The sequence below is a fragment of the Pseudomonas sp. genome, assembly GCF_030147005.1.
In the GTDB taxonomy this organism is placed as follows: Bacteria; Pseudomonadota; Gammaproteobacteria; order Pseudomonadales; family Pseudomonadaceae; genus Aquipseudomonas.
In genome coordinates this window covers 15,306-30,088 of sequence record NZ_JASLAW010000246.1, presented here as the reverse complement: position 1 = coordinate 30,088, position 14,783 = coordinate 15,306, and the positions used below count along the sequence as shown (strand labels likewise).

Annotated in this window: 12 protein-coding genes and 1 pseudogene; 1 reads left to right on the top strand and 12 read right to left on the bottom strand. The window is 61.8% G+C overall.

What is annotated here, in order from left to right; translation table 11 throughout:
• Positions 1–211 precede the first annotated feature (211 nt).
• The 12 genes and pseudogenes from Q1V60_RS23060 to pap all read right to left on the bottom strand — a co-directional run bounded on the left by Q1V60_RS23060 (position 212) and on the right by pap (position 12,644).
• The gene (locus Q1V60_RS23060; protein WP_300635145.1) at positions 212–1,165 is read right to left on the bottom strand and encodes a DMT family transporter; all 954 of its coding nucleotides are present in this window, start codon (positions 1,163–1,165) and stop codon (positions 212–214) included.
• An 85-nt stretch (positions 1,166–1,250) separates the two neighbouring features.
• A pseudogene (locus Q1V60_RS23055) lies at positions 1,251–2,218 on the bottom strand (fimbrial protein).
• Between the two features lie 114 nt (positions 2,219–2,332).
• Entirely contained in the window at positions 2,333–2,869 is a 537-nt protein-coding gene (locus tag Q1V60_RS23050) for a fimbrial protein (protein ID WP_300635143.1), read from the bottom strand.
• Positions 2,870–2,880: 11 nt separating this feature from the next.
• Entirely contained in the window at positions 2,881–3,360 is a 480-nt protein-coding gene (locus tag Q1V60_RS23045; RefSeq protein WP_300635141.1) for a fimbrial protein, read from the bottom strand.
• 88 nt (positions 3,361–3,448) lie between these two features.
• Positions 3,449–3,931, bottom strand: a complete 483-nt coding sequence (locus tag Q1V60_RS23040) for a fimbrial protein (RefSeq protein WP_300635139.1) — start codon at positions 3,929–3,931, stop codon at positions 3,449–3,451.
• 10 nt (positions 3,932–3,941) lie between these two features.
• Positions 3,942–4,523, bottom strand: coding sequence for a fimbrial protein (locus Q1V60_RS23035; protein ID WP_300635137.1), 582 nt, complete (start codon positions 4,521–4,523; stop codon positions 3,942–3,944).
• A gap of 17 nt (positions 4,524–4,540) precedes the next feature.
• Positions 4,541–5,302: a fimbria/pilus periplasmic chaperone gene (locus Q1V60_RS23030; RefSeq protein WP_300635135.1), complete on the bottom strand. Its 762-nt coding sequence runs from the start codon at positions 5,300–5,302 to the stop codon at positions 4,541–4,543.
• Complete coding sequence (locus Q1V60_RS23025) at positions 5,299–7,902, bottom strand: outer membrane usher protein (protein WP_300635133.1); 2,604 nt, start codon at positions 7,900–7,902, stop codon at positions 5,299–5,301. Before Q1V60_RS23025 ends, Q1V60_RS23030 begins: the two co-directional genes overlap by 4 nt.
• A 20-nt stretch (positions 7,903–7,922) precedes the next feature.
• Positions 7,923–8,483 (bottom strand): fimbrial protein, encoded by a 561-nt coding sequence (locus tag Q1V60_RS23020; RefSeq protein ID WP_300635131.1) that lies wholly within the window; start codon positions 8,481–8,483, stop codon positions 7,923–7,925.
• Between the two features lie 51 nt (positions 8,484–8,534).
• On the bottom strand, positions 8,535–9,056 hold the full coding sequence (locus tag Q1V60_RS23015; protein ID WP_300635129.1) for a fimbrial protein: 522 nt from the start codon (positions 9,054–9,056) through the stop codon (positions 8,535–8,537).
• Positions 9,057–9,816: 760 nt separating this feature from the next.
• On the bottom strand, positions 9,817–11,001 hold the full coding sequence (locus tag Q1V60_RS23010; protein ID WP_300635127.1) for a thiolase family protein: 1,185 nt from the start codon (positions 10,999–11,001) through the stop codon (positions 9,817–9,819).
• A 128-nt stretch (positions 11,002–11,129) separates the two neighbouring features.
• The gene (gene pap, locus Q1V60_RS23005) at positions 11,130–12,644 is read right to left on the bottom strand and encodes a polyphosphate:AMP phosphotransferase (RefSeq protein ID WP_300635125.1); all 1,515 of its coding nucleotides are present in this window, start codon (positions 12,642–12,644) and stop codon (positions 11,130–11,132) included.
• 155 nt (positions 12,645–12,799) lie between these two features.
• Between pap and mnmC the strand changes: the two genes are divergently transcribed.
• Positions 12,800–14,779 (top strand): bifunctional tRNA (5-methylaminomethyl-2-thiouridine)(34)-methyltransferase MnmD/FAD-dependent 5-carboxymethylaminomethyl-2-thiouridine(34) oxidoreductase MnmC, encoded by a 1,980-nt coding sequence (gene mnmC / locus Q1V60_RS23000; RefSeq protein WP_300635124.1) that lies wholly within the window; start codon positions 12,800–12,802, stop codon positions 14,777–14,779.
• The last annotated feature ends 4 nt before the right edge of the window (positions 14,780–14,783 follow it).

Here is a 14,783-nt window from a genome sequence, read left to right as displayed (position 1 = left end):
CTTGCTCCCGCTGGGGCGCGAAGCGGCCCCAAAAATGGGTTTGCTATGCAGTCCAGCGGGAGCAAGCTCCCTCGCCACAGGTCGCAGGTTGTTCTGTTCTAGCGCTTAACTGACCGGCATTAGGGCTTGCCCGCGAGGGCGGTGAAACAGCCAATGAATCAGTTGACTGTCATACCGCCTTCGCGAGCAAGCCCGCTCCCACACTTGACTGCTAAGCCAACCGCGCACGCCGAGCCCTGAGCCCGGCCATCAGCGACGGTGCCAGCGCCACCATCGCCGAGCCCATCACCACCACCAGCGCGCCAAAATACCCCAAGGCGTTGATCGCTTCGGCCTGCACAAAATCCGGCCACAGCCACGCCGCCAATGCCACCGCCACAAAGGTCACCAACGGCGTCAGGGCCAGGGTCGCACTTACCCGCGACGCCTCCCAATGCGCCAGCGCTTCGGCAAACGCCCCGTACGCCACCAGCGTATTCATGCAGCACGCCAGCAACAGCCAGCCTTGCAGCGGGCTCAGTTGCAGCGCCTCCAGCGGATGCGCCCACGGCGTGAGCAATACCGCGCACGACAGGTAGATCACCATCATCACCTGCAACGAATTCCAAACCGTCAGCAATTGCTTCTGGCCCAGGGCGTAGAACACCCAGATGGTGGTGGCGAGCAGCACCGTCAGCACGCCGGCGGTGTAGGCGCCCATCGAGGTCAACAATTCAGCCAGGCGCTGGTTGAAGAACAACCCGAAGCCAACGATCAACACCACCAGCCCCACGCCCTGCCCCAGGCTGAAACGCTCCTTGAACACAAACACGCTGGCGACCATCAGGAAAATCGGCCCCATCTGCACCACCAATTGAGCGGTGCCGGGGCTGAGCAGTTTCAGGCCCACCAGGTACAACACGTAATTGCCGACAAGCCCGCACACGGCCATCGCCACCAGCCAACCGCCCTTGGGGCCGAGCACCTTGCGACTGGGCAAACGCTTGGTCGCCGCCAGATAAACAAACAAGCAACTGCCGGCGACGATCAGGCGAAACCAGGTCACGGTGATCGGGTCCATCATCTGCAACACTTGTTTGAGCTTGATCGGCAGAATGCCCCAGAGCAGCGCGGTCAACAGGGTCAGGAGAAAGCCGTAGACCCAGCGGCCCGAAGAGATGTGCATGAGTGCCCCGAATGCCAGAGGAAGTGGAACCGGCATTCTAGGGGCATGCGGTGCGCTTTGGGTACAAAGCGCGCCAACACGGTGTTCATGGCACGCCCATCACCAGCACCCCGCTGCCGCTGATAGGGCCGGCGGCGGGGAACGGGCCGGCTCGACGCACCAGGGAAAACGTCACGTCGTCCCCGCCTACGCTGTTGGTGATGCGGGTCAGGAAGGAGCCGTTGACCGGGACGGCAGACCCGGCGCGTACAAGGGCCGTGCCCACATCGGCATTGGTCATCATCAGCAGGCGTGAATCGAACGCCGAACGCGTGCCTTTGTAGCTGATGGTGATCTCGGTATTGATCCCGCCATCCGGGCACGAATAGGTGAGCCGACGGTTACTGACGACGGGCGTTGTCAGCGGGTCGGTGCCAATGGCCCGTTGATTCACGTTGCCGAAATTGATCTCGATCGGATTATTGTTGTTGATCGTGCAGGTTGACGGAGAAATACCGAAGTTGTTCGCGGCGGTGTACGTCAGTATCAGCCGCGTGCTTCCCGGATTGTAATTGTTGGTCTGGTGCAGATTTAACGCGCCCAGAACATCCCCTATTCGAACGTCGATAGGGTTGCTCGGGTCGTTTCGCAGCAGGATATAAGGGGCTACGTAGATGGGATACGGCGCACCGTTATTCGGCATGGTCGCGATCCGGATGTTAAACGGCACAGGGGTGTTATAAAACGTGCCATTGATGCGTAAGCCGGTACCTTGGCTGGAAAATTTCGGGCCGGGCACCCAGGGGGAACCGGCTTGCGCAGAGGTGCCCCAATAGTCGATGCGCGAAGGGTAAGCAGGCGAAGGCGTGAATCGACACTCCAGCCGTGCCCCTTCAAGGATCAGACGGGTGCTGTCCGAGCCCACGCTGACAGTGACGGGAACCTGCAGGTCAGGATCCCGCCGTTGCCGACATATTGCCAAGGTCCGCCATTGACGCGGCAATCAGCTGCTCGCGCGGACGTGGCAGCACCCAGTAGGACGAGAAGCACCGTAGCTCCATAGAGTCGTTTCATTTTGATCTCTCATTGCGCCTCTGCCCGGACGTCGCTGCTGGTGTCCAACCCCATGCTGAAGCCGTCCGGAAGACATTTAAGGTTTGCCCAAGGCTGTTTTCAGCCCATCAACGGCTAGGGGTAGTCCAACGTAAACGTTGAGGTCACTGTGTACACACCGTGACCGATGGTTTGCTCCTGGATGGCTGTCGGCTCGCCCTGCACATAAGCCTTGAGCTCGATAGTATTGCTGCCGTCGCTCAACACCTGTTTGTCGCTGACGGTGTTGAGAGGCAAGGGCTTGTCACTCAGCGTCTCCATGCCGACGGCAATTCCGGAGGCGCCGCTTCCAGCGTCCAGCGCGAGCAAACCGGGCAGCTCGCTGTTCTCTGCCCCCCCGAAGGTGATGGTCACCGAATTGCCGATTGTGGTGTCGCAGTCTTCCAGGTGCAGCTTGAAACGCTTACCCGCCGAGCGGGTGTTGATATAGAGGTACTTGCTGGTGAGGTCCCAGAGTTCCAGCCTGACTGCCTCGTCGCCGGGGCGAAGGGTGCAGGCCTCTTGAACCAGGTTGCCCTTGAAACTCAGGTTGGCCGCCGCGTGGCCCATGGGGACCAGGCCAAAGATGAGCAGTAATGCCAGGCTGTGCGTTTGAACCCTTTGATAGCGCATCGATCGAGCTCCTACTGGTATTCGGCCAACAGCGTGGCCACCGCCGTGAACCGGGCGGGAGGCAGCGTTGCACCGGGCTGTTGCACCGGCACTACCTCCAATGTCGGCGGTGACGACAGGGCGATATCCAGGGGCGTGTTGAGTGGAAACGGCAGGTTGTTTTGAAAAACCCGAATGCCCAGCGCGGGCACGCTGGTCTGCACCGCTGCGCCGTCGAACGCGGTGGGCGTGCCGTTGACGCTCAGTTTCAGCTCCCAGGGCAGCGTGCCGGCGCCGCAGTTGATCGCATAGCCGACCCCTCTGCGATACCGCACGCCATCGACGCGTTTTACGCCGACATCGCCAAAGTCGACGTCAATGATGTTGCCCGCGTCGATCGTGCAGGGGGGCGGCTCATTCAACGTTCCGCTGAACGTCACGTTGGCCGACGCGCCACTGCACACGCCGATGGCGCACAGGGCGAGCAACGCTCGCGGCTGCCAAGCTGTCATGGGTCGTTCCTCTTTTTATCAACGGCCGTTTTATCAATGGCCGTTTTATCAATGGCCTTGTTATCAATAGCCTTGTTATCAATAGCCGTCATTGGTAATCGACCACCAGGGTCGCGCTGGCATCGAAGGCCCCGCCGGTCAGCTGGCTGCCCGCACGTTTGACCGGCACGGCCTGCACCACGGGAAAATTGGGATAGGTAAAATTTACGGTTCTGTTGAGCGGCCAGTCAGCGCCATTCACAAACAGCCTCACGCCCAGGTCCGGCTTGCGGGTGGCGAGCACCTGATGGTCAAACGCCGCCGCCGTACCCTTGAGTTCCAGGGTCAGCGCATTGCTGAAGGGAGAGCTACAAGTGACGGTATACGGCACATCCCGACGGTAATTAACCCCATCGACCCGTGACGTCTGAAGATCATTGCCAAACGGCACGTCGAGCGTGCCGCCACCGTTGATGACGCACGGCGGAGGCGCGACGATCACCGCGCGAATGGTCAAGCTGGTCTCGGCCTGCAGGCCCTGGCTGACCGCCAGCAACACGCCGGCGGCGACCAAGCCGATTGATTTAGCCATCGTTGCACCCTTACTCATAATCGAGCCTGAAATCCACCACGGCCCTGAATGCCCCGCTGGTCAACGGCGCAGCGGTGCGCGTGGGCCAAACATTCCAGGTCTGGGTATTGCGGCCCACGGGCAAAAACAGCGGCTGGCCCCTTGCGCCCAATTGCACGTCCCGGCCGAGGGCATCGGTCAACTGCAGGCCCATGCCGGTGATGCCCTGCACTTTGACCAGCCGTGGATCATCGGCATCGGCCGGCGCGCTGAACGTGACCGACAGCACCGGTTGGTATGCGCTCCAGGTCAGGTTCCCCGTACGCTCATTGCGTATGCGGCCGGCGGTGCGCAGACAATCGGTGAACCGCAGCTGGAAAGCCTTTGGGGTGGACTGGTCACCGGGACGTCGCAACTGGCCGGTCGATATGGCGTCCAGATCGACGGTCTGGTGCAGCGAGGTCATTTCCATGCTGCACGGCGACTCATGCATGGACCCGAGCACATTCAGCATGCCGCTCAAGCCTTCGATATCCTCCTCATCCTCGGCATGGGCGCCCACCGCCAAGGCCCATAACAGGCCGCCCAGGACCTTCACTTTTTGCGACTTCATGGCGTTCTCCAGCAGCATTACTCATTCGCCGGCGCGGCCTGCGGGTTCACCTTGCAGGTGACGCCGCTGCAGCTGAAGGCCAGGAGCGGGCGGCCGCCGTAATCGTTCACGTAGGCCAGGTACGGGTTTGTCCCCAGTGCCTTGGCCGACGGCCCCAGGTTCAAGGCGCCCTTGGGGGGCACCATCAGCGGCGCGAAACCCTGCACGGTTTTGCCGTCTTTGCTGCTGCGCGCATCCACCAGGGTCACGTAGTACGGCGTCGGGTTATTCACCCGGTATTGATCGCCTTCACGGGTCAGGGTCAGTTTCTCCTGCCAGGGGTTGGACAAGTCCTGCTGGGTCGGCGCGATGGCTTGCGGGCGGTAGAACAACTTGATGCGGGTTTGCAGGGCGATCTGCAGGGTGTTGGCCTTGTCGCTGCGCGGCGGAATCTCCCTCAAGTTGAAGTAGTAGATCGTCTCCCGGTCCTGCGGCAGCGACTTGGCCGCCGGCAGCGCCTGGACTTTCACCTGGCTTTGTTTACCCGGCTCCAACCGTTGAACCGGTGGCAGCACGATCAGCGGCGTGGTGATTTTTTTACCGGCCTCATCCTCGATCCAGCCCTGGGCCAGGTACGGCAGTTGGGTATTGTTGTTGGTGATGTTCACGCTGGTGGCGTCTTTGCCACCGTCGAAAATCACTCGGGTACGGTCCAGGCCCACCGCAGCGTTGGCGCTCTGGCTCAAGCCCAGGGCCAACAGCGCGAAGGCCGGGTATATGAGTCGTGTGGTCGGCATCATGAGGCTGTGTTCTCCGTATCGGTAGGCTTGCCGGTCAGCCCGGCGGGCTCGGTCAAGAAGGGGTCGGCGGCTGCCCGCTGGCAGCGCAATTGCAAGGCGTCGGTCAACCCATCGGCAGGCAACGTGACAGGCAGCGTGAGGATGCACCGCGAGTCCGCGCCCCAACTGACGGTCATCTGCTCGCCGGCCTGGATGCCGCTCAGGTAGACCTGGCCACCGTCATTCACAATGCCGGTGTCCTGTTGCTTGAGGTTCTTCACCGTTGCGCCGAAGGGCGGCGCACTGCCATCCGCCAGGCGCAGTACCGCCATGGCTTTTTCACCGGCAATCACATCCAGCGAGCGATAACCGATCGCGCCTTCGGTGAGCGTCAGTTGGGTGACTGACTGAGTGGCTTCGACATTGCTCGGCAAGCGCTCCAGGTCAACGCTGGCGGCGGTGCGCTGGTAACTGCTGATATCCGAAATCACGGCCTTGCCGAAGGCATTGCTGCGGGTCGGCGCGCCATAACCGCGCACCGGCACATCGGCCACGCCGGCGGTATCGATCATCAGGCGGGTGCCGCCGGTGCTGGTGGTTCGATGGAGCGCGGCACCGTGGGCCGTGAGCGTGGCACCGCCGCGCGCAGAGACACCCAGGCTGCTGGAACCGCCCTGCTGTCGGCTGGCGCTCACATCGATATCGGCGTGATCGCCCATATGATTCAGGTAACCGCTGGCGGACGTGTTGCTTGCGCTGAGCTGGTAGCTGTTGCGTTCATCGAGGCGGTCGCTGTAGCGCGATGCAAAAGTGTTTTTGCCGGCGGCGCGGCTGGCATCCAGCGACAGTGTGCCGGTACGCCCCAACGGCAGGCTGACCGTCAGCGACATCCCGTTATCCTTATAGTTATAGTCCTGGGTGCGGTACATGTTCAGCGACAGGTTCATGTTCTTGACCGTGCCCACATTGAAGTAGCGCGACAGCGACAGGTTCCAGCGATGCGTGTCCGGCCGGTCCCAGTAAGTGTGCTTGTTGTAGCTGGCGTAGACCGTGGCGCCCAGGTCACGAAACTGTTTGTTGACCGTCACGGTGTACTGCGCCTTGCTGCCACCGATAGGCTTCCACCCCTCATTGGGGTCGCGATAATCCCCACGCCCGCCGAGTTCGCCGTTCAACCCGTAATACCGGGCATCCAGGTATTCACTCATGCTCAGGAAGTTCTTCTCGGAAAAACGGTAACCGGCGAAGGTCACCTGGCTGTCGTACTCCTGGAAGTTCTTGGAGTATTGGAGGCGGTAGGATTTACCCGAGAGCGTCTCGTTCCACACGTTGGCATGGGACTGCGTGACATCCAGCGAGACGGCGCCGAACGCCAGCAAGTCCCGCCCGGCACCCACGGACAACGCCTGATAGTTGTTATCGGTGATACCGCCACCGAACAACGACCAACCGTTGCTCACCCCCCAGGAAAATTCCCCGGTGCCGAAAAAGGCGCCATCGGAGCCGTTCTGAAGATTGGACGGCCGCCCGCTCGCCAGCTTGTAACGCACCTGGCCTGGGCGCGTCAGGTAGGGCACACCGGCCGTATCGAGTTGGAAGCTATGGACCGAACCGTCCTGTTCTTCCACCCGTACATCCAGCTTGCCGGACACCGCGTCATTGAGGTCCTGAATGCGAAAGGGGCCGGCCGCGACCAGGGTCTCGTAGAGCACACGGCCCTGCTGGCTGATGATGACTTTGGCGTTGGTTTTGGCCACACCCACCACTTCCGGCGCGTAACCACGCAAGTTGGGCGGCAGCTGGCTTTGATCCGAGTTGAGCGAGGCACCGGTGAAGCGGAAGCTGTCGAACAGGTCCGAATACAGGTAACTCTCCCCCACTACCAGGCGCGCCTTCAATGCCGGAATGGCGCGGTACGCGTAGTAGCGGCTCCACTCCAGTTTTTGCGGCCCGGCCGCCTCTTGCCGGCCGCTCTCAACGCGCCCCTGCCAATCCGCCCTGAGCCGCCAGGCGCCGGCATTGGCCCCGACGGTGCCGTTGCCACTGAGGTTTTTGCGCTGGCCGCTGTTCTTCTGATAGTTGGACTGCGCCGTCAGGCTGTAGTCCACCAGCAACCCCGGCACCCCCTCGTCCCATCGCGAAGGCGGGTCCCAATTGATGGCGTTGTACTCAAGATAGGCCTGGGGCAAGCTGACATTCAGCGTGGAGGTGGCCAGATCGCCACTGACCTCCATGCCCGGCAAGCTTGCGATATCCAGGCACTCTCCGTCCTTCCACCAGGTCAGTTTGCCGGCGTCGGAAACCTTCAGGCCCAGTTGCTCGACAAGCCCGCGCGACACACAGGCCTGGCTGCCTTTGGGGTCGTTGTCGGGGGGATAGAAGTCTACCGATTGCTCAGCGATAGGCTGGGCATTGATGTGCACGACCATCGAGTAAGTGCCCGGCAGGATGAATCCGCTGCGCGCAAATTGCGACAAGTCGATATTAGTGCGATCACTCAGATCGAGAACGTCGGTATTGAACTCGATATCCCCGGCGCCCATTGCAGTGCCCGCCAGTGACATCAAACCGCCAAACAGTCCTGGGCGGAGCGTATTTTTGATTTTCGACGTATTCAACATGAAAGCCTGTCCATCACTGTTCAAAAGTATTCCAACTTGAACCGCACCGCGGCACTGTGAGCCCCAACCACCAAGGGCAAGCCGTTGCCGACCAGGAAAAACCGGTAGTCGAGGGTCATGTCTCCTTCGGCCAGCGGCACCGGGGCCATGCGTTGCCCCGGAAGACTTTCCTGGCCGGCGGCGTCCACGATGTGCAGCGCAACCCCCTGGGAGGCGCCAAAAACCGCGAAGGAGAGCCCCGCCCTGTCGGTGGGGCCATCAAACGTCACGCGCATGTGCTGCCAGTCAGGCAGGGTTGCACCTGGGCGCGACGGGTCCGGACGGGTCAACGAGCAATTGACCAGACGCAACTGGAAGGGGTGGTCTTCGCCCCGCGTGTTGCGCAAGAGCCGACCAATCGGTTCGGGCGGCATCTCGATGGTTTGATCGATACTGGCCAGTTCCAGCCCGCAGGCGGAATCGACCACTTCTCCTCCCAGCAGCACGACCCCATCGCCTTGCCCGGACGCCTGGGCGACCACGCAAGGGCTGATGAATGTGGTGAATGAAGAGGCGATAGCCAGACGTATGAATGTTTTCACCTGGAACTCCCGTCAGCGTCCCCCCGCCACACTCGGTGGCGGGGGCACCACTTACTGATAAGCCAAGGTGAAATTGGTGACCGCGCTGAAGTCGCCAGGAACGATGTCGCCCTTGTCGGCGCCCTGTACATAGGCGCCGAATTCCAGCGTGTTTTCACCTGCGGTGATGATTTGCGGGGCGGTAGGAACACCCAACTCAACGAGGGCACCGCCATGGGTCATCATGATGCCCACGTTGCCCGCACCGCCGACCGTACCGATGGCACCGGGCACAACCGTGGAGGGCGCGCCGGTGAAGGTCGTGGTGACCGTGTTGTCAGTGAGGCCCTCCAGATCGCAACCTTCCAGTTCGATCAGCACGCGACGGGCTTCCGACTTGCCCCCTGCCAACAGCTGATGTTTTGCAATCGCCCCCAGGCGAATGGTCTGGTCGACGGAGTCCGGCTTGATGGAGCAAGCCCCGCTATGCACCGACCCTGTAAACGTCACCGTTCCATCCGCCGCGTGCGCCATCGACATCGAACCCGCCAGCAGACCGACAGACAACAGTACAGTTTTCATTTTGGTATTCATCTACAGATTCCCACTTATTAACAAGTGTCATTAAGGAGCCTTGCCAACGATAGGCGGGCTGATTAAAAGAGCGGTTTGACCAACGCGTCGAGGCAGTTTCCTGAACATGCTTTTCCAACTTCTTGCATTGCATTTCAGGATCACGCTCAACGCCGGACAAGTGTCCACTTCACCGTTGAATAAGTAAGCCAGCTGTTTCGTTATACGACGTAGCCTTTGCATATCAAGGCTCGCGGGAAAATTATGGCAATTTGCCAAAACTTTAAAAACAACTGAAGGAATAGGACTACATGAAGTTAGATGCGAATTATTTACAACCGGAGGCGTCCGTAAGAATATGACTACATGCACTTTAAAACAATAAACCTTACGGGGGTTTTGCAACTAACTGTTTAGTTGGAGAATCCGGAACATGCCTGAACAGCAACGCCGACCAGTTAAGCGAACGCAAGGCTCAAAACAATCAAGATCAACCGGGGGAGCGGGTTTGTTCGCGAAGACATTGGCCCATCAACCATTGAAGTCGACTGACCCACCGCTTTCGCGAGCAGGCCCGCTCCCACAGAGGTTGAGCGGACAGGGGGTAACCTGTGGCGAGGGAGCTTGCTCCCGCTGGACTGCGAAGCAGGCCCATTGTCTGGGGCCGCTTCGCGACCCAGCGGGAGCAAGCACCCTCGCCACGGTAAAGCGTTCCTTCTTAACTGATTTGCATCAGGAGCAAAGCCCCCTGTAATCGTGTGCGGCAACGGTCAATCAATACCTAGCGCACGGCCTCAAACAGCCCGGTTGCGCCCATCCCGCCGCCCACGCACATGGTGACAATGCCGTAGCGCACGTTACGTCGCTGCAACTCACGCACCAAATGCCCCACCTGCCGCGAGCCGGTCATGCCGAACGGGTGGCCGATGGAGATCGAGCCGCCGTTGACGTTGTATTTGGCGTTGTCGATCTGCAGGCGATCACGCGCATACAGGCACTGCGAGGCAAATGCTTCATTGAGCTCCCACAGGTCGATATCCGCCACTTGCAAGCCTTTGGCCTTGAGCAGCTTGGGCACCGAGAACACCGGGCCGATGCCCATTTCGTCCGGCTCGCAACCGGCCACGGTAAAGCCGCGAAAGAACGCCTTGGGCTTGAGCCCCAGCGCGAGCGCCTTTTCCAGGCTCATCACCAAGGTCATCGACGCGCCGTCGGACAGCTGCGACGAATTACCCGCAGTCACCGAACCGTCTTCGGCAAACACCGGCTTCAAGCCACTGAGGCTGGCCAAGGTGGTGTCGGGGCGATTGCAGTCGTCGCGCTCGACCACGCCGTCGAGCACCTGCACCTGGCCGGTGTGCTTGTCTTCAACCTTGTACTTGACCGCCATCGGCACGATTTCATCGTCAAACAGCCCCTCGGCCTGGGCCTGGGCCGTGCGCTGCTGGCTTTGCAGGGCGTACAGGTCCTGGTCTTCGCGGCTGACGTGGTAGCGCCGCGCGACGATTTCGGCGGTCTGGCCCATGGGAAAGTAGATGCCCGGCACCTGCTCTTTAAGCAGCGGGTTGATCAGGTTGTCAGTGTTGACGCTCTTCATGGTCAGGCTGATGGATTCCACGCCACCGGCGACAATGATGTCGCTGCAACCCGAGGCAATCTGGTTGGCCGCAATCGCAATCGCCTGCAAGCCCGACGAACAGAAACGGTTAAGCGTCATGCCCGCCGTGCCGGTGCCCAGTTGCGACAACACCGCGACGTTGCGCCCGATGTTGTAGCCCTGGGCGCCCTCGTTGGAACCGGCGCCGACGATGCAGTCCTCCACCGTTGCCGGGTCGATGCCATTGCGGGTGAGCAGTGCGTTGACGCAATGGGCCGCCATGTCATCCGGGCGGGTCTGGTTGAACTTGCCGCGAAAGGATTTGGCCAGGCCGGTTCGCACGCTGTCGACGATCACTACTTCACGCATGGGCTACCTCGATCTTGTGGGGGGTGGGACCGAGCATAGAGCCCGCCCGCCACGACGGCGACGATCATTCACCCCGCCTATGCAAAACCATGGCGCCCACCCTCCCCCCTTCTCACAGGGGGAGGCGGTCAACGTTTGTGCTTTTTAGCGTGCTTGTCGGACCTGGCAAACGCGCCTTCCAGGGCCAGGTTGATCGTGCGCAGCACCTTGACCCGGGCCCAGCGCTTGTCGTTGGCTTCCACCAACGTCCAGGGCGCCACTTCGGTGCTGGTGCGGTCGACCATATCGCCCACGGCGGCGCGGTAGTCGTCCCACTTCTCGCGGTTGCGCCAGTCGTCTTCGGTGATTTTGAAGCGTTTGAAGGGGATTTCTTCGCGCGCCTGGAAACGTTCGAGTTGCGTCTGTTTGTCGATGGCCAGCCAGAACTTGACCACGATCACGCCCGCGTCGCTCAGTTGCTCTTCAAAGTCGTTGATCTCGCCATAGGCGCGCATCCAGTCGGTGGGGGTGCAGAAGCCTTCAATGCGTTCCACCAGCACGCGGCCGTACCACGAGCGATCGAACACCGTGAACTTGCCCCGCGCCGGAATCTTTTGCCAGAACCGCCACAGGTAAGGCTGGGCGCGTTCGTCTTCGGTGGGCGCGGCAATCGGCACGATATGGTATTGGCGCGGATCGAGGGCGGCAGCCACGCGCCGGATCGCCCCGCCCTTGCCTGCCGCATCGTTGCCTTCAAACACCGTGACCAGCGCGTGCTTGCGCATGCGTTTGTCGCGCATCAGGCCGGAAAACCGCGCCTGTTCGGTGATCAGCTGTTCTTCGTAATCGTCCTTGTCCAGGCGCAAGGTCATGTCGAGGCTGTTGAGCAGGCTCATCTGATCCACCGCCGGCGGCAGCGGTGCCGGGTTCGCGCCGCTGGCTTTGCCCTGGGGCGTTTTCAGGGCATTTTGCAGACCGTCCAGCAGGATCTTGCCCACGGTCAGCCCACGGTAATGGGCATCCACGCCTTCGATCACATGCCAGGGCGCGTAATCACGGCTGGTGCGGCGCAGCACGCGCTCGCCGAAATGCACAAACTTGTCGTAGGTTTTGGACTGTTGCCAATCCAGCGGGCTGATGCGCCAGCTGTGCAATGGGTCGTCGGCCAGGGCCTTGAGCCGCGCCTTCATCTGCTTTTTGGAGAGGTGAAACCAGAACTTGAAGATGAGTGCGCCTTCATCGCACAACATCTTTTCCAGGCGTTCGGCCCCGGCGATGGCCTGGTCGAGCCGCGCGTCCTTGATCTCGCCATGCACCCGTGCCTGGAGCATCTGGCTGTACCAGTTGCCGAAGAAAATTCCCATGCGGCCTTTTGCGGGAAGCTGGCGCCAGTAACGCCAGGCCGGTGGGCGAGCCAGTTCTTCGTCGGTCTGCTGGTCGAAGGTGCGCACCTCGATCAGGCGCGGGTCCATCCACTCATTGAGCAGCTTGACGGTTTCACCTTTACCCGCGCCTTCAATGCCGTTGATCAGGATGATCACCGGCATTCGCTTTTGCTGTTGCAGCTCGTACTGCGCTTCAAGCAAGGCTTCGCGCAGCGCCGGCAACTCGGCGTCGTAGGTGTCTTTGTCGATGGCGTGACCGATTTCGGCGGATTCGAACATGGGCAGCTCCGTTTCAAGAGGGATCAAGACTAGCGGATTGGGCACCATTGCGCGGGGAGAAATTCCATGCGCACTTGCCATGGGTCAATTCAAAGCGGGTTGATCGGCTAGAATGGCCGCTTGCCTTTGCCTGCTTCTATTTCGATGAGCCGCCCATGAACCCCGTATCGCATGCCCAGCTCGACTGGGATGACCAAGGCCGCCCGCACTCGCGGGTGTTCGACGATGTGTACTTCTCCGACAAGTCCGGTCTTGAAGAAACCCGCTACGTGTTTCTTGAACAGAACCGCTTGCGCGAGCGTTTCGCCGCCCTTCCCGCCGACGGCAAACTGGTGATCGGCGAAACCGGCTTTGGCACCGGGCTGAATTTCTTGTGTACCTGGCAACTGTTCGAGCAACAGGCGGTGGCGGGCGCACGCCTGCATTTTGTCAGTGTGGAAAAGTACCCGTTGAGCCCCGCCGACCTGCAACGCGCCCTGAGCCTGTGGCCGGAACTCGCGCCGTTGGCCGATCAGTTGCTGGCGCAGTACATCGCGATCCATCAAGGCTTTCAACGCCTGGTGCTGGACGCCGGCCGCGTGACCCTCACGTTGTTGATCGGCGACGCGCTGGAGCAACTGCCGCAGCTGGACGCACGCATCGACGCGTGGTTTCTCGACGGTTTCGCCCCCGCGAAAAACCCCGACATGTGGACCGCCGAGCTGTTCGCCGAACTGGCGCGGCTGGCGGCACCGGGCGCGACCATCAGCACCTTCACCAGCACCGGCTGGGTGCGCCGACTGATCAACGCCGCCGGTTTCAAGATGAAACGCACGCCGGGCATCGGCCACAAATGGGAGATCCTGCGCGGCGAGTTTATCGGCTGGCCCGAGCAACTGCCGGCGCCGAACGCCGGCGCGCCGTGGTTTGCGCGGCCGGCGCCTCACTACGGCGAACGCCACGCCATGGTCATCGGTGGCGGGCTGGCCGGTTGCGCCACGGCGGCCAGCCTCGCGGCCAGAGGTTGGCGCGTGACGCTGCTGGAACGCCATGACGCCCTGGCCCAGGAAGCCTCCGGCAATCCGCAAGGCGTGCTGTACCTCAAGCTCTCGGCCCACGGCACTGCATTGTCGCAGCTGATCGTCAGTGGTTTCGGGCACACCCGGCGCCTGCTCGAACACTTGCACCGAGGCGTCGACTGGGACGGATGCGGCGTGCTGCAACTGGCGTTCAACGCCAAGGAGGCGCAGCGCCAGGCTGTCCTCGCCGGCGCCTTTGCACCGGAGCTGCTGCACTTGGTGGACCAGGCCCAGGCCCAGCGCATCGCAGGGGTCGCCGTGGAACAGGGCGGGCTGTATTTCCCCCAGGGTGGCTGGGTGCATCCACCCGCACTGTGCCAGTGGCAAGCGAACCACCCGTTGATCGAGGTGCTGACGCACCGCGAGGCCCTTGACCTTCAGCGCATCAATGGGCAGTGGCAAGCGCATGCCGGTGAACGCCTGCTGGCCGACGCGCCGGTGGTGGTGCTGGCCGGGGCTGCCGATGTCACCCGTTTTGCCGCCAGCGCCGAGTTGCCCCTCAAGCGCATTCGCGGCCAGATCACCTGCTTGCCGCAAACCCCGGCCAGCCAGGCCCTGGCCACGGTGGTGTGCAGCGAAGGCTATATTGCCCCGGCACGCCTGGGTGAGCACACCCTCGGCGCCAGCTTCGACTTCACCCGCGATGACCTAACCCCCACCCCCGAGGAACACGCGGGCAACCTGCGCATGCTCAGCGACATCAGCGTCGACCTGCTGCAGCGCCTGGAGGCCGCGCAACGGCCCCCGGAGCAAATGCAGGGCCGCGCCGCGTTTCGTTGCACCAGCCCGGACTACCTGCCGATCGTCGGCCCGCTGGCGCACAGCCAGGCATTCGCCGAAGCCTATGCCGTGTTGCGCAAAGACGCCCGCCAAGTGCCGAACATCCCCTGCCCCTGGCTGGACGGCCTGTATATCAACACCGGCCATGGTTCACGCGGCCTGATCACCGCGCCCTTGTGCGGGGAACTGGTGGCGGCCTGGCTCAACGACGAACCCCTGCCGCTGCCCGCCAGTGTCGCCCAGGCCTGCCACCCCAACCGGTTTGCGCTGCGCCGCCTGGTGCGCAACCTGCCCTGAACCT